A 22,155-nucleotide genomic window follows, 5' to 3' on the forward strand; every position below is an offset into this window, starting at 1 on the left:
CAGGAGCCCGCAACCATGGCCATCGAGGTCCGCATCCCCACCATCCTCCGCCAGTACACCGACGGTCAGAAGGCGGTGGAGGGCAACGGGAGCACCCTCGCCGAGCTGTTCGCCGACCTGGAGTCGCGGCACGCGGGCATCCGGGCCCGCATCGTGGACGGCGACCAGCTGCGCCGCTTCGTCAACGTGTACCTCAACGACGAGGACGTCCGCTTCCTGGACGGCATCGACACCAAGCTGTCCGACGGCGACAACGTCACGATCCTGCCGGCCGTCGCCGGCGGCATGCGCTGATCGGTCGCTGAGCAGCGATGCGCTACGACTCCCCGCTGGCCGCGGTGGGCAACACCCCCCTGGTGTGCCTGCCGCGGCTGTCGCCGGCCCCGGACGTGCGGATCTGGGCCAAGCTGGAGGACCGCAACCCCACCGGCTCGGTCAAGGACCGGCCCGCCCTGCACATGATCGAGCAGGCGGAGAAGGACGGCCGGCTGACCCCGGGCTGCACGATCCTCGAACCCACCTCCGGCAACACCGGCATCTCCCTCGCCATGGCGGCCAAGCTCAAGGGCTACCGGATGGTGTGCGTGATGCCGGAGAACACCTCGCAGGAGCGCCGGGACCTGCTCGGCATGTGGGGCGCCGAGATCATCTCCTCGCCGGCCGCCGGCGGCTCCAACACCGCCGTGCGCGTGGCCAAGGAACTGGCCGCCGAGCACCCCGACTGGGTGATGCTCTACCAGTACGGCAACCCGGACAACGCGGGCGCCCACTACGCCACGACCGGCCCCGAGATCCTCGCCGACCTGCCCTCGGTCACCCACTTCGTGGCGGGCCTCGGCACCACCGGCACCCTCATGGGCGTCGGCCGCTACCTGCGCGAGCACAAGCCGGGCGTCCAGATCGTCGCCGCCGAACCGCGCTACGACGACCTGGTCTACGGCCTGCGCAACCTCGACGAGGGCTTCGTCCCCGAGCTGTACGACGCGTCCGTCCTGACCACCCGGTTCTCCGTCGGCTCGGCCGACGCGGTCACCCGCACCCGTGAACTCCTCCAGCAGGAGGGCATCTTCGCGGGCGTCTCCACCGGCGCCGCCCTGCACGCGGCGATCGGCGTCGGCCGCAAGGCCGTCAAGGCGGGCGAGAGCGCCGACATCGTCTTCATCGTGGCCGACGGCGGCTGGAAGTACCTCTCCACCGGCGTCTACACGGCGGCCACCACGGAAGAGGCCATCGCGGCACTCCAGGGCCAGCTCTGGGCCTAGGTGTGCTGTCCCGGGACGTTGGTGACACGGGTGCTGGGTGTTCGAAGGGGTGGATCCGCGCGCGCCGGTGGTACGTCACATCCGTACCAGGACTCCGGCAGAGAGGCGGACCCCATGCGCCGTACGACGCTCCTCGCCCCCGCGGCGGCAGCGCTGCTCCTCGCGGGCTGCGGCTCCCAGCAGGACACCGGGAGCAGCGACAAGGTGTCGGCGCCGGCCCGCACGGGCACGCCGGCGCCCACCCGGTCCGCCGGCGGCTGCACCGGTCACGTGGAGCTGACGGCCGCCGATCACGGCCGTACCGTCTGCGTGACCGAGGGCGGCGAGGTCCGGCTGACGCTGGACGGGACCAGGGCCCGCCCCTGGCAGCCGGTCGCCGCGAGCGGTACGGCACTGCAGGCCGTCAACGCGGGCTTCGTACTCCAGCCGGGTGACGCCACGGCCGCGTACCGGGCGGTGGCCGCCGGCACGGTGAAGCTCACGTCGTCCCGCCCGCTGTGCGCCGAGCCGACCGCACCGGGCCAGGTCTCCTGCAAGGGCATCGAGGACTGGACGGTCACCGTGCGCGTGAGCTGAGGTGCTCCCTAACCCGCCAGGTGCCGTACCTGGTCCCACAGGACCGGGTCGACCACGCCCACCCGGCGGCGGAAGCCGTCCACCGGGACCTCGCGCAGCTCGTCGGTCTCCAGGAAACTGGGCCGCCCCTGGGTGTCGCCGACCGCGCCGGGCGGCAGCGGGATCACCCCGCAGCGCTCGTCGTGGTACTTGCTGGTGATCTTCGCGACGGTGGCCCGGTTGCCGCGCACGGCCAGCACCAGACAGGGCCGGTCCTTGGTCCCGGCCCGGTCCTCGTAGGGGACCTCCGCCCACCAGATGTCCCCGGGGGAGGGCCGTACCGCGTGCGCCGTCCGCGGGCCCGGCCGGCCCGGGGGCCGCAGCCGCCGTCCGCCGGGCCGGTGACCGCGGCCCCAGCCGTCGACGAGCGTGGCGACGAGCGCGAGCAGTACCACCGCCGCGAGCGCCAGCCACCAGGACGTGTCCATACGACGACGTTACCGGCGCGCGCCGGACCTCGCGCGCCCTCTTCCGATCCTTGTGCGCCCTGCGTCCAGCCGAACCGGTGACAGCACAGGTGAGTTCGCCCACAACGGCCCCTGGCGGAGGAGCGACCCGCGCTTTCGCGCCTTACGCTCGACGGACCGCACGACCCCCGACAGCCCCCGCCCCGCAAGGGGTTTACGTCCTGCCCACCGGATACCCGCCAACGGAGGTTTCTGTTTCATGAAGCTCACCGTCGTCGGCTGCTCGGGGTCGTTCCCGTCCGCGGAATCGGCCTGTTCGAGCTACCTCGTCGAGGCCGACGGCTTCCGGCTGCTCCTCGACATGGGCAACGGCGCCCTCGGCGAGCTGCAGCGCCACTGCGGTCTCTACGACCTCGACGCGATCTTCCTCAGCCATCTGCACGCCGATCACTGCATCGACATGCTCGGGTACTTCGTGGCGCGCTACTACCGCCACGACGGCGGCCGCTGCGAACCCATCCCGGTCTACGGCCCCGAGGGCACCGAGCACCGCCTGACCACCGCCTACGCGGACACCCCCTCCGCCTCCTCGATGAGCGAGGTCTTCGACTTCCACACGGTCAAGCCGTCCTCGTTCGAGATCGGCCCGTTCACCGTGCACACCGAGCGGGTCCGCCACCCCGTGGAGGCGTACGGCATCCGGATCGAGCACGGCGGCAGGTCCCTGACGTACTCCGGCGACACCGGCGTCACCCCGGCGCTGGACGAGCTGGCCCGGGACACCGATCTGTTCCTGTGCGAGGCCGCGTTCACGCACGGCAAGGAGAGCATCCCCGACCTGCACCTCAACGGCCGCGAGGCGGGGGAGACGGCGGCCCGCGCGGGCGTACGGCGGCTCGTCCTCACCCACATCCCGCCGTGGACCGACCCCGAGGTGAACCTGCGGGACGCGCGCGAGGTGTTCACCGGTCCGGTGCACCTGGCGGCGCCGCGACAGACGTACGAGATCTGAGGCCGCCGCGCGCAGACGAAAGGCCCCGGAACCGAAGAGGTTCCGGGGCCTTCGCGCCGTCTGGTTACTTGGCCTCCGCCTTCTGCAGTTCCGCGAGTTCCTCGTCCGACTCGCGGCCCGGGGTCGGCAGGTCGAACTTGGTGATCGCGAAGCGGAAGATCACGTAGTAGACCACCGCGAAGCACAGGCCGACCAGGACCAGGCCCCACGGATTGCTCGCGATGCCCAGGTTGAGGCCGAAGTCGACCGCGCCCGCCGAGAAGCCGAAGCCGTCCTTCATGCCCAGCGCCCAGGTCAGTGCCATCGAAACACCGGTGAGGACCGCGTGGATCGCGTACAGGACCGGCGCGATGAACATGAAGGTGAACTCGATGGGCTCGGTGACGCCGGTGACGAAGGACGTCAGGGCCAGCGAGAACATCATGCCGCCGACGACCTTGCGGCGCTCGGGCCGGGCGCAGTGGACGATCGCCAGGCACGCGGCCGGCAGGGCGAACATCATGATCGGGAAGAAGCCGGTCATGAACTGGCCCGCGTGCGGGTCGCCGGCCAGGAAGCGCGCGATGTCACCGCTCTTGCCGTGGTACTCGCCCGCCTGGAACCACGGGAACGAGTTGAGCAGGTGGTGCATGCCGATCGGGATCAGCGCACGGTTGGCGACACCGAAGATGCCCGCGCCGACCGCCCCCGACTTCACCAGCCACTCGCCGAAGTTGTGCAGGCCCGTGCCGAGGACCGGCCAGATGTAGCCGAAGACGATGCCGATGACGAGGCCCGCGAAGGCCGACAGGATCGGAACGAGCCGGCGGCCGCCGAAGAAGCCCGCCCAGTCGGGCAGCTTGGTGCGGTAGAAGCGCTGGTACAGCAGGGCCACGACGATGCCCATCACCACACCGCCGAGGACCTTGGCGTCCACCGGGGCGTTCTGCATGACGACCTTGCCGTCGACGACGGCCGCCACCTTCGGCAGGTTCTTGTCGGTGAACGTGGCGAGCACGTTCTTGAAGACCAGGTAGCCGACGACGGCGGCGAGGGCCGTGGAGCCGTCCGACTTCTTCGCGAAGCCGATCGCGATGCCGACGGCGAACAGCAGCGCCATGTTGTCGAGGATGGCGTTGCCGCCGGCCGCCATGAACGACGCTATCTTGGTCAGGAAGGCCGGGAAGGACGAGCGGCCCAGCATGTCGGTGTTGCCGAGGCGCACCAGGAGGGCGGCGGCGGGCAGCACGGCGACCGGCAGCATCAGGCTGCGGCCGATGCGCTGGAGCACAGCCATCGCTCCGGCGCCCTTCTTCTTCTCGGCCGCGGGTGCGGCGCTGGCCGTGGTCACAAGCTCCTCCATCGGGCAAGGCGCCGCCCGGGAACCATGGAAGGGGACGGCAGCGTCTCTGGTCTACACCACCTGTGGTGTAGACCTGTTGTAGCACGATGAAGGCGGCATAAGGAACCCGCGAATCCGCCACCGCGGCGCTACGCACGGTGCGCTCAGACCTTGGTGACGTCCTCCACGTCCTCCGCCGGTTCCCGCCCCGGCGTCCTCAGGTCGAAACGCGTGATCGCGACGCGGAACACCAGGTAGTACACGGCCGCGAAGCACAGGCCGATCGGGATGATCGCCCACGGTCTCGTCGCCAGGTTCCAGTTGATCACGTAGTCGATCAGGCCCGCCGAGAAGCTGAAACCGTCGTGCACGCCCAGCGCCCAGGTCACCGCCATCGACGCACCGGTCAGCACCGCGTGGACGGCGTACAGGCCGGGCGCGATGAAGAGGAACGAGTACTCCAGCGGCTCGGTGATGCCGGTCACGAACGAGGTGAGCGCGACCGACAGCATCAGGCCGCCGACCTCCTTGCGGCGCTCCGGCCGCGCGCAGTGCGTGATGGCCAGCGCCGCGGCCGGCAGCGCGAACATCATGATCGGGAAGAAGCCCGAGGTGAACTGGCCGGCGTCCGGGTCCCCCTGGAGGAACATGTTGATGTCGCCGTGCACCACGGTGCCGTCGGGCTTGGTGTAGCTGCCGAACTGGAACCAGATGGGCACGTTCAGGAACTGGTGCAGACCCACCACCAGCAGCGCCCGGTTCGCGACCCCGAAGACGCCCGCGCCCCACGAGCCGGCGTCCCGCAGCCACCCGCTGAAGCTCTCCAGCGCGTCGCCGACCGGAGGCCAGACGAACAGGCACACCACGGCGAACAGGATCGCGACGAAGGCCATGATGATCGGCACCAGCCGGCGCCCGTTGAAGAAGCCCAGCCAGTCCACCAGCCTCGTGCGGTGGTAACGGGCCCAGAAGAAGGCGGCCAGCAGGCCCATGACGATGCCGCCGAAGACGCCCGGGTTCTGGTAGGTGTACGCGGACACCGTGCCGTTCGCCGCCTGGCAGCCCGTGGCGACCACCTTCGCGCCCGCCGGGCAGGTCTGCGGGAACTGCCGCAGGACGCCGTAGTAGACGAGGAAGCCCGCCACCGCGGCGAGCGCCGTCGAACCGTCGGCCTTCTTCGCCATGCCGATCGCGACGCCCACGCAGAACAGCAGCGGCAGCCCCAGCTGGCCGTCCAGCAGCGCGCCGCCCGCCCCGCTCATCACCTTCGAGACGTCGGTCCAGCCCAGGCTGTCCGCGCCGAACACGTCCGGCTGCCCCAGCCGGTTCAGGATGCCCGCCGCCGGCAGCACCGCGATGGGCAACTGGAGACTGCGGCCCATCTTCTGCATGCTCTGGAACAGACGGTTCCAGCGGGCCCCGGCGCTGCTCGCCGTGCTCTCTGCACTCATGGGTTTGGCGACCTTCCCCACGGTGGTGTAGACCAGTCGGCGGACGGTTCCGCTGTCGTGATCGCCATCATTCGGCACGGACGGCAAGACCGCTCGCGAAGATGGGCCAACTGTGGGTTACTGCGACAAAGCGGTTCGGAGCAGGGAGAAGGAACATGGCCAGCAAGGCTGAGAAGATCGTCGCCGGGCTCGGTGGCATCGACAACATCGAGGAGATCGAGGGCTGCATCACCCGGCTGCGCACCGAGGTGTCCGACCCCGCTCTGGTCGACGAGGCCGCCCTGAAGGCCGCCGGCGCCCACGGCGTCGTCAAGATGGGCACGGCCATCCAGGTCGTCATCGGCACCGACGCCGACCCGATCGCCGCGGAGATCGAAGACATGATGTGAGCCCTGCCGGCTCACCCCGAAGGGGCTCTTCCCAACGCCGGAGGAGCCCCTTCCCCCTGTGCGGCTAGGCTCATCGCCATGTCTCGCATCGACGGCCGTACCCCCGAACAGCTCCGCCCCGTCACCATCGAACGCGGATGGAGCAAGCATGCCGAGGGCTCCGTCCTCATCTCCTTCGGCGACACCAAGGTCTTCTGCACCGCCTCCGTCACCGAGGGCGTCCCGCGCTGGCGCAAGGGCAGCGGCGAGGGCTGGGTCACCGCGGAGTACGCCATGCTGCCCCGCGCCACCAACACCCGCGGCGACCGCGAGTCCGTCAAGGGCAAGATCGGCGGCCGCACCCACGAGATCTCCCGGCTCATCGGCCGCTCCCTGCGCGCCGTCATCGACTACAAGGCGCTCGGCGAGAACACCATCGTCCTCGACTGCGACGTCCTCCAGGCCGACGGCGGCACGCGTACGGCCGCCATCACCGGCGCGTACGTCGCGCTCGCCGACGCCGTCGCCTGGGCCCAGGGCAAGAAACTGATCAAGGCCGGCCGGCAGCCGCTCACCGGCACCGTGAGCGCCGTCTCCGTGGGCATCGTCGGCGGGGTCCCGCTGCTCGACCTCTGCTACGAGGAGGACGTGCGCGCCGACACCGACATGAACGTCGTCTGCACCGGCGACGGCCGCTTCGTCGAGGTCCAGGGCACCGCCGAGGCCGCCCCGTTCGCCCGCGAGGAACTCGACGCCCTGCTCGACCTCGCCGTCACCGGCTGCCGGGAACTGGCCGTGATCCAGCAGGCGGCACTCGCGGCCACGCGCGCGTAAAGAAGTCCCCAAGGCCACGGGGCAACCCGGCGGACCCCAGCGGCGTCCCAGTGGATACGGGCGCACGGCTCACCAGCGTGCGCCCGGCCAGCCGTACCAGGGGAGGGACACCACCATGGCCGCCAGCCGACGCCGACTCACCGTTGTCGCCGCCGTAGCGACCGCCGCGCTCGCCGCCGGCCTCACGACCGGCTGCGACGCCGTGGACAAGGCGCTGGACTGCGTGCAGACCGCCGACGCCATCGCCGACAACGTCACCGACCTCCAGCAGGCCGTGGAGAACGCGGCGAACGACCCCTCCCAGGCCGACGAGTCACTCGACTCCATCGAGAAGAGCCTGCGCAAGATCGGCGACAAGACGGACAACACCGATGTCAACAAGGCCGTGGACGACCTGGAGAAGGCCGTCGGCAACGTGCGCACGGCCATCAGGAACGGGGACGAGACACCGGACGTCAGCCCGGTGACGGACGCGGCGGGGGAGCTGACCAAGGTCTGCACGTCGTAGCGGGCGCCGACGGGCCGCGGGCCGTGGGCCGCCCCGGGCCCGTCGTGACCGGTCGCGCGGTTCCCCGCGCGCCTTGAGTGCGCGCTCAGCGCGGCTTCTTCAAGCGCTTCCGCGCCCCGCGCGGGAGTCTGCGCTCCACCCCCACCCCGCCCCAGAACGCGAGCCCCCCGATGACCACACGGGGGGCGCCCGGCACGGGCGGGCCGTCGTCCCTCGGGTGTTCGAAGGCGCCCATCACACCGACGCCGCGTACGACGACCTCGACGCCGGGCGGCACGATCACCTGCACCCCACCCATGACCACCACGCAGTGGATCTCCACCTCACCGGCGGCGAAGTCCGCCTCGCGCAGGTCGAGCTCCCCGCCGCCCATGAAGGTGAAGCAGGAGAACCGCCTCGGCACCGTCCAGCGGCCCCTGCGCTCGAACCCCGACAGGATCGCCACCGCGCCCGTCGAGGAGCCCTCGGTGCCGGTGATCCGGCCCGCCCGACCGCCGTCCACCGCCGGGGCCTTGACGAAGGAGACGGGAAGGGCCGGCGCGACGCCGGGCACCGGCAGGTCGCGGGTCAGCGGCGCCAGCTCGCCGTACGTCCGCGCCCGGTAGGCCGCCCCCAGCCGCTCGTCGAACTCCTCCATGTCCAGCCGGCCCTCGGCCAGGGCGTCCCGCAGGATCTCGGCGACCCGGTCACGGTCGGCGTCGGACGCACGGAGGTCCGGGACTGCGTCGTCGCTCATGCCGGCAGCCTACGAGACCGCCTTCTCGGCGTACATCCTGGCGATGACGGCCTCGATGTCCGGCTCCCGCACCGACAGGTCCACCAGCGGGTACCGTGCCGCCAGATGCGCCACGACCGGCGCCGCCGACTGCCCCGCCGGGAACGCCAGCCACTGCCGGGGGCCCTCCACCCGCACCACCCGGGCCGACGGCACCTCGACCGGCGGCAGTTCCCGCTCCAGGTCCACCACCAGCGTCCGCTCGCTCTCGCCGGCCTCGTGCAGCCCCGCGAGCGGGCCGTCGTACACCAGCCGCCCGTGGTCGATCACCATCACCCGGGAACACAACTGCTCGATGTCCTGCAGATCGTGCGTGGTGAGCAGCACCGTCGTACCGCGCTCGGCGTTCACCTCCCGCAGGAACTCCCGCACCCTGGCCTTCGACACGACGTCCAGACCGATCGTCGGCTCGTCCAGGTACAGCACGTCCGGATCGTGCAGCAGCGCCGCCGCGATGTCCCCGCGCATCCGCTGGCCCAGGGACAGCTGCCGCACCGGTACGTCCAACAGGGCGCCAAGGTCCAGCAGTTCCACCAGCCGGTCCAGGTTCTCCCGGTAACGGGCGTCCGGGATGCGGTACATGCGGTGCGCCAGCCGGTAGGAGTCGATCAGCGGCAGGTCCCACCAGAGCGTGGTCCGCTGACCGAACACCACCCCGATCCGGTGCGCGAGCCGCGACCGCTCCCGCGCCGGATCGATGCCCGCCACCCGCAGCCGCCCGGCACTCGGCGTCAGGATCCCGGTCAGCATCTTGATCGTCGTCGACTTCCCGGCACCGTTCGGCCCGATGTACCCGACCATCTCGCCGCGCGCCACCGTGAACGAGAGCGCGTCCACCGCCCGCACCTCACGCCGCTCCCGGCGCAGGAACCCGGTCTTCCGGCGCACCTCGAAGACCTTCTCCACCTTCTCCAGTGCGATGAAGTCACTCACGTCAGCTCCCTGTGCTGCGGTACGAACGAAGTCCCGCCCGCCAGGCCAGCCCCGCGAGCGCGCCACAGACGACCGCCACCAGCGGCGGCGTGAACGCGGTCCAACCCGGCAGGCCCAGCGGATACGGCCGCCCCAGCACATAGGTCGCGGGCAGCCAGTTGACGAAGGCCAGCGGCAGCACGAAGGTCACCCCGCGCACCAGTTCCCTCGCGAACACGGTCGGCGGGTACTGCAGCAGCGTCGTACCGCCGTAGGTGAAGGCGTTCTGCACCTCCGAGGCGTCCTGCGCCACGAACTGGAACGCCGCGCCCGCCACGAACACCGCGCAGAAGATGCCGCAGCCGCTCACCACCATCACCGGCATCAGCAGCAGCCTGTCCGCCGTCCAGTCGATGTCCACCCGGGTCAGCGACCAGCCCAGCACCAGCGCCCCCTGCGTCACCCGGCCCAGCCGCCTCAGCGCGAACCGGTCGGCCGCCACCTGCGCCAGCACCGGCGCCGGCCGCACCAGCAGGGTGTCCAGCGTGCCGTCCCTGACCCGTCGGCCCAGCCGGTCCATCGACCCGATCACCAGGTCCGCCAGCCCGAAGGAGGTCGCGGACAGGCCGTACAGGAACGCCACTTCGGGCAGCGGATAGCCGCCCAGGGCGTCCACCCGGGAGAACATCAGCATGATCGCGACGAAGTCGAGGAAGGTCGCCGCGAAGTTCCCGAACGTGGTCATGGCGAAGGACGCCCGGTAGGCCATCGTGGAGCGCACCCACATCCCCGCGATCAGCCGGTACGCCCGCACCCCCTCGGCCAGCCGGTGGCCCGGGCCGGGGACCTGGCTCTCAGCCACCCTGCACCACCACCCGGCGCGTCGCCGCCGACTGCACCAGCCGCCCCGCCCCCAGCAGCGCCGCCGCCCACGCGGCCTGGAAGAGATAGGTGGGCAGCGGATCCGCGTGCCCCAGCAGAATGTCCGCCGGAGCCTGCAGCAGGGACGACCAGGGCAGGACCCGTACGACGTCACCGAGCGCGCCCGGGAACACGTTCAGCGGCAGCAGCATGCCCGAGCAGAAGAAGCCCAGCAGCCACGCCATCTGCACCACACCGGCGCCGTCCAGCAGCCAGAACGCGCTCAGCGCCACCAGGTAGCGGATGCCGAAGCCGACCAGCATGGCGAGGACGACGGCGACGAGGAACGCCGCCCAGGTGCCGGCGTCGGCCGGCAGGTACACCGGGAAGCACAGCGCGCCGAACACGAACGGCACCAGTCCCCGGCCCAGCAGCTGGAAGAACGCCCGGCCCAGATCCGCCGCCAGCCACCACAGCTGGAGATCGGCGGGCCGGTACAGGTCGATCGCCACGTCCCCCGTACGGATGCGTTCCATCAACTCGTCCTCCACGCCGCCGCCCCCGATGGCGAGAGTCGACAGGAACGCCTGCCCCAGCCAGACGTACGTCACGGCCTGCGCCTGGTCGTACCCGCCCAGATGCGGCCTCTCGTCCCACAAGGCGCGGTACGTGTAGACGAGGATGAGTCCGAAGACGGTGTTCGTGAACACCCCTGCCGCAGTGGCGGCCCGGTAGGTCGCGTACCGTCTGAATCCCCCTGTCGCCACGGCCGCGTACAACCGTCCCGCGCCCACGTGAGTCGACCTCCTCGGACCGCTCGACACCGAAGCGCAGGAGCCTAGTCCGGAGGCCCGGCGGCCGGCCACGCGATTTCCGGTCGAAGCGTGCCGGAATCCGGGAACGGAACGCCAGGTGCGAGAGTCTTCAAACAGGGGGAGCGCAGAAGCGTACGAGGCGTACGGGAACGTACGACGCGAAACAGGAGTCCGTGCACGACATGAGCGACGAGCCGCAGCCGCAGCAGCGGAACGAAGGCGTGGCACCGAAAAAGCCGCTGCCGGCTGAAGGGCCCGGAAACCCGGGACGCCGCGAACCGAGCAGCACACCACCGGATCCCACAGGGGGCACCAGGAGCGACACCAGCGCACACGCCGCAGCCGCGGGCAACCGCGACGGCGGTGAGCGCGCCGGGGGGCCCGGTCGGGGCGAGGGTGGTCAGCGTGCCGAGGGTGCCCCCAGGGGCGATGGTGACCTGCGTGCCGGCGGCGCCGGGAGCCGCGAGGGTGGTGCCGGGGGGCCCGATCGGGGCATCGGCGGTCAGCGTGCCGAGGGTGCCGCGAGGGGCAGCGCTGGTGAGCGTGCCGGGCGGGCCGACGTGGGCGAGGGCGCCGAGGGGTACCCGCGCGCCGGCCGGGCCGGGAGCGCGGCGAAGCCGCAGCGCGGTGAGCGGGGGACCGACGGCAGCCGTGGCGCCGGCGGTGGCCCGGAGGCTGAGCGTGGAGCGGGCCGGACGGCCGGGACGACCGGCAACGGCCCGGCGGACTCCCCGTCCCGGGCCGGCTCCGGCACGCCCGGATCGGCGTCCGGGAACCGCTCCGGCATGACGGGTGCGTCCTCCGAGGACGGCTCCCGCCCCGCGGACTCAGCCGAGCAGGGCCGGGACCGTACGACCTCCATCGCCCGCGCCCGCCAGGCGGCTCGCGCCCGCACGGAACAGACGGGTGCCGCGGGGGCCGGCGCAAGCGCGGCCTCCGGCGACGCACAGCCGCCCGGCCGTGGCCCGGTGTCCGGGAGCGCCCCGGCAACCGGTCGTGCTCCGGAGCCCGGTCGTGCGCCGGGGGCCGGCAGTGGCCCGGTGTCCGGGAGCGGCCCGGCCGTCGGTCGTGGTTCGCAGTCCGAGCGTCAGGGTTCCGGCGGCGGTTCGCGGTCCGGCCGTGGCCCGGCGTCCGGTGGGGCATCGGTGTCCGGCGGCGGGCCGGTGTCCGGCGGGGCTGCGCCGGCCGGCGTGGACTCGGCTGCCGGTGCCGGTGCCGGTGCCGGTGCCTCCGGTGCTGGTCGTGGGTCGCGTTCCGGTGCGGCCGGTGGCGGCGGGAAGCCGGGGGTGTCCGAGGCCCCGCTCGGTTCCGGGCAGGAGCCGCCGGCCGAGAGCACCCAGGTGCTCCGCCGTGTCACCCCGCCCCGAGAGCCGCGGTCCGGTGCCCGGCAGGAGGCCGACGCCGCCCCCGCGCCCGAGACCACGCAGGTGCTCCGGCGGGTCAACGCGCCCCGCTCCGGTGAGCCCGGCGGCGCCGGTGCCGCCGGTGAGTCGGACCCCACCCGCCGTACCCCTCGTCCCACCGTTCCCCGCCCCGCCGGGGAGAACCGCGCTGCCCAGACAGCCTCCGGCGCCGACCCGGCCGGTGCCTCCGCTACCTCCTCCCCGGCCGCCGCACGGGCCGCCCGCGCCGCCCGCGCGGCCGGCGCCGCCGCGTCAGCAACCGGTGCCGCAGCAGGTGCCGCCTCGATCGCCGCCGGCCCCTCCACCCCCGGCACCGGAGCCACCCCCGGCACCGGAGCCACCCCCGGCACCGGAGCCACCCCCGCTACCGAAGCCGCCACCACCGCCCTCCCCGCCACCGACGGTCAGACCGCCGGAGGCAAGGGCAAAGGCAAGGGCAAGAAGGGCAAGCGGCCCAAGCGGACCGGCTGGCGCCGGATCATCCCGACCTGGCGGATGGTGCTCGGCACCTTCTTCGTCGGCGTGCTGCTGCTCGTCGGGCTGTTCTTCGTCGGGTACTCCCTGGTGAAGATCCCCCCGGCCAACGCGTTCGCGACCAAGCAGAGCAACGTCTTCCTGTACGCCGACGGCTCACAGCTCGCCCGCGACGGCGAGGTCAACCGCGAGAACGTCACCCTCGCCCAGGTCTCCAAGGACGCCCAGCACGCCGTACTGGCCGCCGAGGACCGGGACTTCTACACCGAGTCCGCCGTCGACCCCAAGGCGATGCTCCGCGCCGGCTGGAACACCGCGACCGGCAAGGGCAAGCAGTCCGGCTCGACGATCACCCAGCAGTACGTGAAGAACTACTACCTGGCCCAGGAACAGACGGTCACCCGCAAGGCCAAGGAGTTCTTCATCGCGATCAAGCTCGACCAGAACAAGTCCAAGGACGAGATCCTGGAGGGCTACCTCAACACCAGCTACTTCGGCCGCAACGCCTACGGCATCCAGGCCGCCTCCCAGGCCTACTACGGCCGCGACGCCGCCGACCTCGACCCGGCCCGCGCCGCCTACCTCGCCGCGCTCGTCAACGCGCCCAGCGAGTACGACGTCGTCGCCCACCCGGAGAACCGCAAGGCGGCCGTCGCCCGCTGGAACTACGTCCTGGACGGCATGGTCACCAAGGGCTGGCTCAGCGAGTCCAAGCGCGCCGGCATGAAGTTCCCGATGCCGAAGGAACAGACGGTCTCCACCGGCATGTCCGGCCAGCGCGGCTACCTCGTGGAGGCGGTCAAGCAGTACCTCACCGCGAACAACATCATCGACTCCGACCACCTCACGGCCGGCGGCTACCGCATCACCACCACCATCCAGAAGGACCGGCAGGACGCCTTCGTCAAGGCGGTCGACGACCAGCTCATGTCCAAGCTGGACAAGAAGAACCGCAAGGCCGACACCTTCGTCCGGGCCGGCGGAGCCTCCGTCGACCCCAAGACCGGCAAGGTCGTCGCGATGTACGGCGGCATCGACTACGTGAAGCAGTACACCAACGGCGCCACCCGCGGTGACTTCCAGGTCGGCTCGACGTTCAAGCCGTTCGTCTTCACCTCCGCCGTGGAGAACGGTTCCACCACCCAGGACGGCCGCGCCATCACCCCGAACACGGTCTACGACGGCACCAACCAGCGCCCGGTCCAGGGCTGGAACGGCGGCGCCTACGCCCCCGAGAACGAGGACCAGAAGTCGTACGGCCCGATCACCGTCCGCAAGGCCACCGACCTGTCGGTGAACTCGGTGTACGCGCAGATGGCCGTCGACGTCGGCCCCGCCAAGGTCAAGCAGACCGCGGTCGACCTGGGCATCCCCTCCGACACCCCGGACCTCCAGCCGTACCCGTCCATCGCCCTCGGCACCGCCACCGCCAGCGTCCTGGACATGGCGGAGGCCTACGCCACGCTCGCCAACCACGGCAAGCACGGCACGTACACCCTCGTCGAGAAGATCACCAAGGACGGCACCGACGAGGTCAAGCTGCCCCAGCAGCCGGTCAAGCAGGCCGTCAGCCGCGAGGCCGCCGACACCACGACCTCGGTCCTGCAGAGCGTGGTCGAGAGCGGCACCGCCACGGCCGCCCAGGCCGCGGGCCGTCCGGCGGCCGGCAAGACCGGTACCGCCGAGAGCGACACCGCCGCCTGGTTCGCCGGCTACACCCCGGACCTGGCCACGGTGGTCTCCGTCATGGGCCAGGACCCGGTGACGGCCAAGCACCAGCCGCTGTACGGGGCGCTCGGCCAGCCGCGCATGAACGGTGGCGGCCCGCCCACCCAGATCTGGGCGCAGTACACGCGCGACGCGTTGCAGGGCAAGCCCGCGAGCAAGTTCGACCTGGAGCTCCAGCAGGGCGCCGACCAGGTCCAGGAGCCGCCCGCCACCAGCACGGCCCAGCCCGGCACCGACGGCGGCCAGAACGACGGCGGCACCACCGCCACGCCGACCACCGGCGGCGCGACCGCCACCCCGACGGCCGGCGGCACCACGGGCGGCGGCACCCCGACCGACGGCGGCACCGGCACCACGGGCGGCACCCCGACCGACGGCGGCACGACCACGGACGGCGGCGCCACCACCGGCGGGGACACGACCGGCGGAGGGGCGACCACCGGCGGCGGGACCACGGACGGCGGCGGCACGACCGACGGGGGCGCGACCACCGGCGGCGGAACCACCGGCGGCGGCACACCGGGCGGCGGCACCACCGGCTCGGACACGGGCCCGGGAGGGTTTCCGGGCACCTGACACCGCACCTGACGCCCCCACTGACGCCGCACCACCCGTGACGCCTCAGTGACCGCTGGTCGCCTTCAGCCCCACCACGGCGACCAGCAGCAGGCACACGAAGAAGATCCGGGCGGCGGTGACCGGCTCACCCAGCACCACCATGCCGAGCACCGCCGCACCGGCCGCGCCGATGCCCACCCACACGCCGTAGGCCGTACCGATGGGCAGGGACTTCGCGGCGTACGACAACAGGACCATGCTCGCGACGATGCCGGCGCCGGTGAACAGACTGGGGACGGGCCGGGTGAACCCCTCGCTGTACTTCATCCCGATCGACCAGCCCACTTCCAGCAGACCGGCGACGACGAGCAGAACCCAGGCCATGACAGCACCTCCGAGACACGGCGACTCTTCTTCGGGTCACTTCGGGTGCGTCGTCTTTGCCTTCGACCCGGTACGGCGCGTCTCGTCGGGCTCCTTCCGAACATAGCAAAAACACGGCAAAGAGGGCTGGTGACCATGGTCACCAGCCCTCTCGCTCTGTGTTCTCCAGGTACGGCCGGGGCTACAGATACAGCCCCGTGGAGTCCTCCGACCCCTCGAACCGGTCCGCGGCGACGGCGTGCAGGTCACGCTCGCGCATGAGGACGTACGCCACGCCCCGCACCTCGACCTCCGCCCGGTCCTCCGGGTCGAACAGGACACGGTCCCCGGGCTCCACCGTCCGTACGTTCTGCCCGACGGCGACGACCTCGGCCCAGGCCAGCCGCCGGCCGACCGCCGCGGTGGCGGGAATCAGAATGCCGCCCCCCGACCGCCGCTCGCCCTCACCGGTCTCCTGCCGCACGAGAACCCGGTCGTGCAGCATCCGGATGGGCAGCTTGTCGTGGTGGGGAGTGCTGTGCTCGTTTCTGTTGGCGCTCACGGCTCGAACCTACCTGTCCCGGTCAGTCCCTGCGCCGCCGGGCCCCGAGGGCGAGCAGCCCCACGACCCCCACGACGACGAGCGCGACGGGCACCACCCGCTCCAGGCGCGGCGCCCCCTGATCGTTCACGAACTGTGCCCGAACCTCGCTCACGACACGGTTGACCTGCACGTACGCCCGTCCGACCGTATGGTCGACATTGGCGATGACCTTGGCCTTCGCATCGCCGACGATGGTCTTCGGATGCACCCGCACCCCGATCTCGTCGAGCGTCTCGGCCAGCACTTCACGGCGGCGCTTGATGTCCGCCTCGATCTGCGCCGGGGTTCTGGTGTCCGACGTGTCCGCCACCGTACGGCCTCCGAAGTCTGCTGATGCTGTTCCGAACAGTTTGTCAGCTCTGCGCCGCGCCGCACCGCAAGGCCCCCCGGTTAGGCTGGCCCGATGAGCGAGCGACTCCAGCCGGGGGACGTGGCCCCCGCCTTCACCCTCCCCGACGCCGACGGCACCGAGGTGTCCCTCTCGGACCACAAGGGCCGCAAGGTCATCGTCTACTTCTACCCGGCCGCCCTGACCCCAGGCTGCACCAAGCAGGCCTGCGACTTCACGGACAACCTGGAGCTGCTGGCCGGCGCCGGATACGACGTCATCGGCATCTCCCCCGACAGCCCGGAGAAGCTGGCGAAGTTCCGCGAGAAGGAGTCCCTGAAGATCACCCTCCTCGCCGACCCGGACAAGAAGGTCACCGAGGCCTACGGCGCCTACGGCGAGAAGAAGAACTACGGCAAGACGTACCTGGGCGTCATCCGCTCCACGATCGTCGTGGACGAGGAGGGCAAGGTCGAACGGGCCCTCTACAACGTCCGCGCCACCGGCCACGTGGCGAAGATCATCAAAGACCTGGGCATCTGACCCGGGCACCGCATGAACGGCCCGCACCGGGAGCCCCGGCGCGGGCCGTTTCCGTGCCCCCGGGCGTGACTGTCCGATAGTCGGTTCGTTACTCCGTACGGACAGGGAACGCACGCCCGGAACGGAGGAGCTTGATGGGGGCCGGCGCATACACGAAGGAACGCCTGGAGACGGCCGCTCGCGGCGCGAGAACGCTGTCGGAGGCGTTGGAGAGGTTGGGGGTGGATCCGCGGAGTCCGAGTCGGCGGTACCTGCTCGGGCGGATGAAGAAGCTCGGAGTGGACGTCTCGCACTTCGAGCGGGAGGGGGTGAAGTGGACGAAGGATGTGCTTGAGGGAGCCGTGGCTGCCTCCACGAACATGTGCGAGGTGCTGCGCCACCTCGGCCTGGAGGTCGTCGGCGGCCATCACACGCACATCAGCCGCAGGATCAAGGCGTACGGGATCGACACCTCACACTTCCGGCCGCCGGCACAGCGCGGAAAACCCTGGCGCGTCAGGACGCCGGAGGCCCTGCTCGTCGAGCAACCGGTCGGCCAGACACGGCGCATTCCGAGCGACCGGCTCAGGTGGGCGATGAAGACCGTGGGCCTGCCGGAGCACTGCGCTCGCTGCGGTACCGGGCCGGAGTGGCGGGGCCGTCCGCTCCCGCTGGAGATCGATCACATCGACGGCGACTGGCGGAACAACCGGATCGAGAACCTGCGGTTCCTCTGCCCGAACTGTCACTCGGTCACGGACAATTACCGAGGGCGCGGCAAGGGCCGTTCCCGGAACGGCGCCGTATGAGCGGCGGGGCGCGGTACACGCGAGAGCGGTTGACCGAGGCCGCCCACTTCTCCGACTCCGGCGGACTGGGCAGCCCCGCTCCTGGCGAACTGCGTACGGCGGTGGCCGAGTCGATCTCTATTGCGCAGACGCTACGCCGTCTCGGGCGGCCGGATACCGGCACGCAGCGCGCGCTGCTGCGTCAGCGGGTCGCCGAAGAGGGCATCTCGACCGCGCACTTCCTGGGACAGGCGCACCAGCGTGGCAGGACTCGCGCGGACCGCGTCAGGCGTCCAGGGGACATCCTGGTCAGGCACGACGGTCGGCGCCGGACGCGAACCTACCTGCTGCGCCGCGCGCTCCGTGAGGTGGGCGTACCGGAGGAGTGCGCCGAGTGCGGCGTCGGACCGGAGTGGGGCAGGCATCCGATGACGCTGGAGGTCGACCACATCAACGGTGACTGGAGCGACGACCGGCGTGTGAACCTCCGGCTGCTCTGTCCCAACTGCCACGCGACGACGAGGACCTGGTGCCGAGGGGGCGCACGACGCGAGGCGCGGGACCGTACACTGAGCGAGGCAAAACGGCCTGCAAGCGAATAGTCCGTTTTGAGGCGGCCGTGGCGAAATGGGCGATACGCGCGGGTTTTAGGTGCCCGTGGGAGAAATCCCGTGTGGGTTCGAGTCCCACCGGCCGCACATGTGAGGGGCCGTCCACCCGGGCGGCCCCCCGGCCTTTCTCAGCCCAACAGCTCCCGCACCACCGGCACCAGCGCCCGGAACGCCTTCCCCCGGTGGCTGATCGCGTTCTTCTCCTCGGGGCTCAGCTCCGCGCACGTCCGCGACTCGCCGTCGGGCTGGAGGACCGGGTCGTAGCCGAAGCCGTTCGTGCCGGCGGGGGCGTGCCGCAGGGTGCCGCGCAGCTGTCCCTCCACCACCCGTTCCGTGCCGTCCGGCAGCGCGAGGGCCGCCGCGCAGGCGAAGTGGGCGCCGCGGTGTTCCTCGGCGATGTCCGAGAGCTGGGCCAGCAGCAGGTCGAGGTTGGCCTTGTCGTCGCCGTGGCGGCCGGCCCAGCGGGCGGAGAAGATGCCGGGGGCGCCGCCCAGGACGTCGACGCACAGGCCGGAGTCGTCGGCGACGGCGGGCATGCCGGTGGCCCGGGCGAGGGCGTGCGCCTTGAGCAGGGCGTTCTCGGCGAAGGTGACGCCGGTCTCCTTGACGTCGGGGACGTCGGGGAAGGCGTCGGCGCCGATGAGTTCGTGGGGGAGTCCGGCTTCGGCGAGGATCGCCCTCAGCTCGGTGATCTTTCCGGCGTTGCGGGTGGCGAGGATCAAGCGGGTCATGTCCGCCAGTATTCCTCGCTGCCCGGTCACAGCTCCGTCTGGCCCGCGCGCTTCAGGGTGCGCAGGTCGAAGACCTCGGCCATGGTGCGGTAGCCCAGGTCGCTGGGGTGGAGGTGGTCGCCGGAGTCGTATTCGGGGCGCAGCCGGCGCGGGTCGTAGGGGTCCCGGAGGGCCTTGTCGAAGTCGACGACCGCGTCGTACACGCCACCGGCCCGGATCCGGGCGTTGATCTGCCGGCGTACGGCTTCGCGGGCGGGGGTGTATCCGTGGTGGCCCTGGAACGGCATCAGGGTGGCGCCGACGACTTCCAGGCCGCGGGCGTGGGCCTGGCGGACGAGGGTGCGCAGGCCGGTGAGGACACGGTCGGGGTCGGCGAGCCGGGGGTTGCGCAGGATGTCGTTGATGCCGAGGTCGATGACGACGACCTTGACGTTGGGCCGGTCGAGCGCGTCGCGGCGGAAGCGGTCGAGGCCGCTCTGGTTCTCGGCGGGCCGGCCGAGGCCGTCGGCGAGGACCTGGTTGCCGCTGATGCCCTCGTTGACGACGCTGTAGCGGGGCAGTTGCCGTCCGCTGCGCAGGGCGTCGCGGAGGCGGCCGTCGAGGATGTCGGGCCAGCGGTGGTTGGCGCCGGTGGTGGAGGTGACGCCGTCGGTGAGGGAGTCGCCGAAGGCGACGACGGTGCCGGTGGCCTCGTTGCTGAGCACGTCGAGGGCGGTCACGTACCGCCAGTAGGGGGTCTGTCCGGTGTAGGGGGTGCCGGTGGTGTCCTCGGTGCGGTCGCCGGTGGCGAGGTAGGAGATCTGCCGGGCGCGCGGGTGGTAGGTGACGGGCCCGGAGGGGGTGGGGGAGTAGGTGGTGATCAGGACGTCGGCGCCGTGGGGGAGGGTGAGGTGTACGGGGTCGCTGACGGTCTGTGCGCCGGCGGGGATGACGACGCCGGGGGCGCCGTCGAAGGTGAGGCGCCGCATCGTTTCCGCGTCGGCGGCCGGGCTGCCGTCGCCCAGGGAGAGGGCGAGGGAGGCGTGGCTGATGGTGAGGGCGGACTGGCCGTACAGGTTGGACAGCGTGACGCGGGCGCTCGTACCGCCGGTGCTGGTGTGGACGACGTTGCGGACGGAGCGGCCCGCGAGGCCGGCGGTCTCGGTGCCGGGTTCGCCGCCGACGGGGGCGGTGGCCCAGGCGCCGACCCAGGTGCCGGTGGAGGCGGGGGCGGCGTGGGAGTCGGGGCGTGGGCGGTTGTCGGTGAGGGCGCCGCGCGGGGTGCCGTCGTCGGCGGCGACGGTGACGTATATGGCGGCGGACAGGGCCACGACCAGCGCGACGAGCGCGCTCAGGACGGCATAACCATGACGCTTGGTCACGCTTGTGTTGTTCTCCTCGACAGATGGGAGCCGGTGGCTCCGATCTTGCTCGCCCATGATGGGTCATGGGCCGGGGTGGCGTGACAGGACCCTGCCACTACGACCCTTCAGACAGACGCCGGGAACTCCTGTTTCGTTCCGGGAGTCGGTCAGGAAGGGACAATTGTGTGCGGGATCACCGAACGGGTGGAGCTGATGGAACCTACCGAGACGGGAACACCGGGGCGGGTCGCGTCGTACAAGACGATGACGGCGTTCACCCCGGCCGACGAGGAGCGCCGGCGCGGGGTGCGCCGGATGAAGGCGACGGCGACGGGCATGCTGCTGTTCGTCGCGGTGGTCTATGTGCTGGCGAAGACGGCCGGGAACGCGGGCGCCGGGGCGTGGACGGACTATGTGGCGGCGGCGGCCGAGGCGGGGATGGTCGGCGCGCTCGCCGACTGGTTCGCGGTCACGGCTCTCTTCCGGCACCCGCTGGGGCTGCCCATTCCGCACACCGCGATCATTCCCACGAAGAAGGATCAGCTGGGCGTCTCGCTGGGTGAGTTCGTCGGTGAGAACTTCCTCTCCGAGGAGGTGGTGCGGCAGCGGTTGCACGCGGTCGGCATCGGCAGCCGGCTGGGGGCCTGGCTGGCCGAGCCGGAGCACGCGGACCGGGTGACGGCGGAGCTGGCGACGGCGTTGCGGGGGGCGCTGACGGTGCTGCGGGACTCGGATGTGCAGGCGGTCGTCGGTGAGGCGATCACCCGGCGGGCCAACGCGCAGGAGATCGCGCCGGGCATCGGCAAGACGCTGGAGAGGATCGTCGCCGACGGTGGGCACCGCCGGGTGGTGGATCTGGTGGTGGCCCGGGCGCACGACTGGCTGGTGCTGCACCGGGACGATGTGATGGTGGCCGTGGAGGGGGGTGCGCCGGGGTGGACGCCGCGGTTCGTGGACCGGAAGGTGGGCGAGCGGGTCTACAAGGAGCTGCTGCGGTTCGTGACCGAGATGCGGGACATGCCCTCGCACCCGGCGCGTGGCGCGCTGGACCGTTTCCTCACCGACTTCGCCTCCGACCTGCAGTCCGACACGGACACCCGGGCGCGGGTGGAGCGGCTCAAGGGCGAGGTGCTGGGCCGGGGTGAGGTGCAGGACCTGATCGCGTCCGTGTGGACGGCCGTGCGGTCGATGATCGTGGCGGCGGCGGAGGACGAGCGCAGCGAGCTGCGGACGCGGGTGCGGGCGGCGCTGCTGTCGCTGGGCGTCCGGATGGCGACGGAGCAGAAGGTGCAGGACAAGGTCGACAGCTGGGTGGAGGGCGCCGCGGTGCACGTCGTGACGACGTACCGCACGGAGATCACCTCGCTGATCACGGACACGGTGGCGGGCTGGGACCCCGAGCACACCACCCGCAAGATCGAGGCGCACATCGGCCGGGACCTCCAGTTCATCCGCATCAACGGCACGGTGGTGGGCTCCCTGGCCGGGCTGCTGATCTACACCCTCTCGCGCTGGCTGGGGGCCTGACCGGACTGTTCCGCGCAGGCCAGGGCACCCGGTA

At 71.5% G+C, this 22,155-nt stretch carries 24 protein-coding genes, 1 tRNA gene and 1 riboswitch; of the genes, 13 read left to right on the forward strand and 12 right to left on the reverse strand.

Going from position 1 to position 22,155, the window contains the following annotated elements; all coding sequences use genetic code 11:
- Positions 1-15 precede the first annotated feature (15 nt).
- From ACH4LD_RS00540 to ACH4LD_RS00550, 3 genes are all read left to right on the forward strand, one after another.
- The gene (locus ACH4LD_RS00540; protein ID WP_103810134.1) at positions 16-294 is read left to right on the forward strand and encodes a MoaD/ThiS family protein; all 279 of its coding nucleotides are present in this window, start codon (positions 16-18) and stop codon (positions 292-294) included.
- A gap of 17 nt (positions 295-311) precedes the next feature.
- The gene (locus ACH4LD_RS00545) at positions 312-1,262 is read left to right on the forward strand and encodes a PLP-dependent cysteine synthase family protein (RefSeq protein ID WP_398053045.1); all 951 of its coding nucleotides are present in this window, start codon (positions 312-314) and stop codon (positions 1,260-1,262) included.
- 114 nt (positions 1,263-1,376) lie between these two features.
- Positions 1,377-1,838, forward strand: a complete 462-nt coding sequence (locus ACH4LD_RS00550; protein WP_398053046.1) for a hypothetical protein — start codon at positions 1,377-1,379, stop codon at positions 1,836-1,838.
- An 8-nt stretch (positions 1,839-1,846) separates the two neighbouring features.
- Here ACH4LD_RS00550 and ACH4LD_RS00555 read toward each other — a convergent pair whose 3' ends face one another.
- Positions 1,847-2,305: a type II toxin-antitoxin system PemK/MazF family toxin gene (locus tag ACH4LD_RS00555; protein ID WP_103810137.1), complete on the reverse strand. Its 459-nt coding sequence runs from the start codon at positions 2,303-2,305 to the stop codon at positions 1,847-1,849.
- Positions 2,306-2,543: 238 nt separating this feature from the next.
- Here ACH4LD_RS00555 and ACH4LD_RS00560 point away from each other — a divergent pair, with 238 nt between their 5' ends.
- On the forward strand, positions 2,544-3,296 hold the full coding sequence (locus tag ACH4LD_RS00560; RefSeq protein WP_398053047.1) for an MBL fold metallo-hydrolase: 753 nt from the start codon (positions 2,544-2,546) through the stop codon (positions 3,294-3,296).
- A 64-nt stretch (positions 3,297-3,360) separates the two neighbouring features.
- On the opposite strand, the gene ACH4LD_RS00565 is transcribed toward ACH4LD_RS00560, so the two are convergent.
- Positions 3,361-4,626: a PTS transporter subunit EIIC gene (locus ACH4LD_RS00565; protein WP_398053048.1), complete on the reverse strand. Its 1,266-nt coding sequence runs from the start codon at positions 4,624-4,626 to the stop codon at positions 3,361-3,363.
- Positions 4,627-4,781: 155 nt separating this feature from the next.
- Entirely contained in the window at positions 4,782-6,068 is a 1,287-nt protein-coding gene (locus ACH4LD_RS00570; protein ID WP_398053049.1) for a PTS transporter subunit EIIC, read from the reverse strand.
- A gap of 155 nt (positions 6,069-6,223) precedes the next feature.
- Here ACH4LD_RS00570 and ACH4LD_RS00575 point away from each other — a divergent pair, with 155 nt between their 5' ends.
- The 3 genes from ACH4LD_RS00575 to ACH4LD_RS00585 all read left to right on the forward strand — a co-directional run bounded on the left by ACH4LD_RS00575 (position 6,224) and on the right by ACH4LD_RS00585 (position 7,778).
- Positions 6,224-6,457, forward strand: a complete 234-nt coding sequence (locus ACH4LD_RS00575) for a glucose PTS transporter subunit EIIB (RefSeq protein ID WP_014672981.1) — start codon at positions 6,224-6,226, stop codon at positions 6,455-6,457.
- A 78-nt stretch (positions 6,458-6,535) separates the two neighbouring features.
- Positions 6,536-7,270: a ribonuclease PH gene (gene rph / locus ACH4LD_RS00580; RefSeq protein ID WP_398053050.1), complete on the forward strand. Its 735-nt coding sequence runs from the start codon at positions 6,536-6,538 to the stop codon at positions 7,268-7,270.
- A 115-nt stretch (positions 7,271-7,385) separates the two neighbouring features.
- Positions 7,386-7,778 carry a hypothetical protein gene (locus ACH4LD_RS00585; RefSeq protein WP_014672979.1) on the forward strand — a complete coding sequence of 131 codons (393 nt, stop codon included), beginning with the start codon at positions 7,386-7,388 and terminating at the stop codon, positions 7,776-7,778.
- Between the two features lie 85 nt (positions 7,779-7,863).
- Here the strand turns inward: ACH4LD_RS00585 and ACH4LD_RS00590 are convergent, their stop codons facing one another.
- The 4 genes from ACH4LD_RS00590 to ACH4LD_RS00605 are packed head-to-tail and all read right to left on the reverse strand — an operon-like array spanning position 7,864 to position 11,120.
- Entirely contained in the window at positions 7,864-8,514 is a 651-nt protein-coding gene (locus tag ACH4LD_RS00590) for a DUF1707 domain-containing protein (RefSeq protein WP_398053051.1), read from the reverse strand.
- Positions 8,515-8,523: 9 nt separating this feature from the next.
- On the reverse strand, positions 8,524-9,486 hold the full coding sequence (locus ACH4LD_RS00595; protein ID WP_103810143.1) for an ATP-binding cassette domain-containing protein: 963 nt from the start codon (positions 9,484-9,486) through the stop codon (positions 8,524-8,526).
- A gap of 1 nt (position 9,487) precedes the next feature.
- Positions 9,488-10,327 carry an ABC transporter permease gene (locus ACH4LD_RS00600; protein ID WP_398053052.1) on the reverse strand — a complete coding sequence of 280 codons (840 nt, stop codon included), beginning with the start codon at positions 10,325-10,327 and terminating at the stop codon, positions 9,488-9,490.
- A complete protein-coding gene (locus tag ACH4LD_RS00605; RefSeq protein WP_132786035.1) occupies positions 10,320-11,120 on the reverse strand; it encodes an ABC-2 family transporter protein in 801 nt (266 codons plus the stop codon). Before ACH4LD_RS00605 ends, ACH4LD_RS00600 begins: the two co-directional genes overlap by 8 nt.
- A gap of 1,361 nt (positions 11,121-12,481) precedes the next feature.
- Between ACH4LD_RS00605 and ACH4LD_RS00610 the strand changes: the two genes are divergently transcribed.
- A complete protein-coding gene (locus tag ACH4LD_RS00610; protein ID WP_398053591.1) occupies positions 12,482-15,322 on the forward strand; it encodes a transglycosylase domain-containing protein in 2,841 nt (946 codons plus the stop codon).
- A 45-nt stretch (positions 15,323-15,367) separates the two neighbouring features.
- On the opposite strand, the gene ACH4LD_RS00615 is transcribed toward ACH4LD_RS00610, so the two are convergent.
- The 3 genes from ACH4LD_RS00615 to ACH4LD_RS00625 all read right to left on the reverse strand — a co-directional run bounded on the left by ACH4LD_RS00615 (position 15,368) and on the right by ACH4LD_RS00625 (position 16,581).
- Positions 15,368-15,688, reverse strand: a complete 321-nt coding sequence (locus ACH4LD_RS00615) for a multidrug efflux SMR transporter (protein WP_103810145.1) — start codon at positions 15,686-15,688, stop codon at positions 15,368-15,370.
- A 44-nt stretch (positions 15,689-15,732) separates the two neighbouring features.
- Positions 15,733-15,803: riboswitch (guanidine-III (ykkC-III) riboswitch) on the reverse strand.
- 66 nt (positions 15,804-15,869) lie between these two features.
- Positions 15,870-16,229, reverse strand: a complete 360-nt coding sequence (locus ACH4LD_RS00620; protein WP_014672972.1) for a co-chaperone GroES — start codon at positions 16,227-16,229, stop codon at positions 15,870-15,872.
- Positions 16,230-16,251: 22 nt separating this feature from the next.
- Positions 16,252-16,581 carry a DUF3618 domain-containing protein gene (locus ACH4LD_RS00625; protein WP_132786037.1) on the reverse strand — a complete coding sequence of 110 codons (330 nt, stop codon included), beginning with the start codon at positions 16,579-16,581 and terminating at the stop codon, positions 16,252-16,254.
- A gap of 93 nt (positions 16,582-16,674) precedes the next feature.
- Here ACH4LD_RS00625 and bcp point away from each other — a divergent pair, with 93 nt between their 5' ends.
- The 4 genes from bcp to ACH4LD_RS00645 all read left to right on the forward strand — a co-directional run bounded on the left by bcp (position 16,675) and on the right by ACH4LD_RS00645 (position 18,607).
- A complete protein-coding gene (bcp, locus tag ACH4LD_RS00630) occupies positions 16,675-17,142 on the forward strand; it encodes a thioredoxin-dependent thiol peroxidase (RefSeq protein ID WP_103810147.1) in 468 nt (155 codons plus the stop codon).
- A 134-nt stretch (positions 17,143-17,276) separates the two neighbouring features.
- Positions 17,277-17,930 carry an HNH endonuclease signature motif containing protein gene (locus ACH4LD_RS00635; protein ID WP_398053053.1) on the forward strand — a complete coding sequence of 218 codons (654 nt, stop codon included), beginning with the start codon at positions 17,277-17,279 and terminating at the stop codon, positions 17,928-17,930.
- Positions 17,927-18,511: an HNH endonuclease gene (locus ACH4LD_RS00640; protein ID WP_398053054.1), complete on the forward strand. Its 585-nt coding sequence runs from the start codon at positions 17,927-17,929 to the stop codon at positions 18,509-18,511. The genes ACH4LD_RS00635 and ACH4LD_RS00640 overlap by 4 nt, the downstream gene beginning before the upstream one ends.
- 11 nt (positions 18,512-18,522) lie before the next feature.
- A tRNA-Leu gene (locus tag ACH4LD_RS00645) sits at positions 18,523-18,607 on the forward strand.
- 41 nt (positions 18,608-18,648) lie between these two features.
- Here the strand turns inward: ACH4LD_RS00645 and rdgB are convergent.
- Positions 18,649-19,251, reverse strand: a complete 603-nt coding sequence (gene rdgB / locus ACH4LD_RS00650) for an RdgB/HAM1 family non-canonical purine NTP pyrophosphatase (protein WP_398053055.1) — start codon at positions 19,249-19,251, stop codon at positions 18,649-18,651.
- 26 nt (positions 19,252-19,277) lie between these two features.
- Complete coding sequence (locus tag ACH4LD_RS00655; protein WP_398053056.1) at positions 19,278-20,612, reverse strand: SGNH/GDSL hydrolase family protein; 1,335 nt, start codon at positions 20,610-20,612, stop codon at positions 19,278-19,280.
- Positions 20,613-20,807: 195 nt separating this feature from the next.
- On the opposite strand from ACH4LD_RS00655, the gene ACH4LD_RS00660 reads away from it, so the two are divergent.
- Positions 20,808-22,121 carry a DUF445 domain-containing protein gene (locus ACH4LD_RS00660; protein ID WP_398053057.1) on the forward strand — a complete coding sequence of 438 codons (1,314 nt, stop codon included), beginning with the start codon at positions 20,808-20,810 and terminating at the stop codon, positions 22,119-22,121.
- The last annotated feature ends 34 nt before the right edge of the window (positions 22,122-22,155 follow it).

This window comes from Streptomyces sp. NPDC017676, assembly GCF_044329325.1.
Lineage (GTDB): Bacteria > Actinomycetota > Actinomycetes > Streptomycetales > Streptomycetaceae > Streptomyces.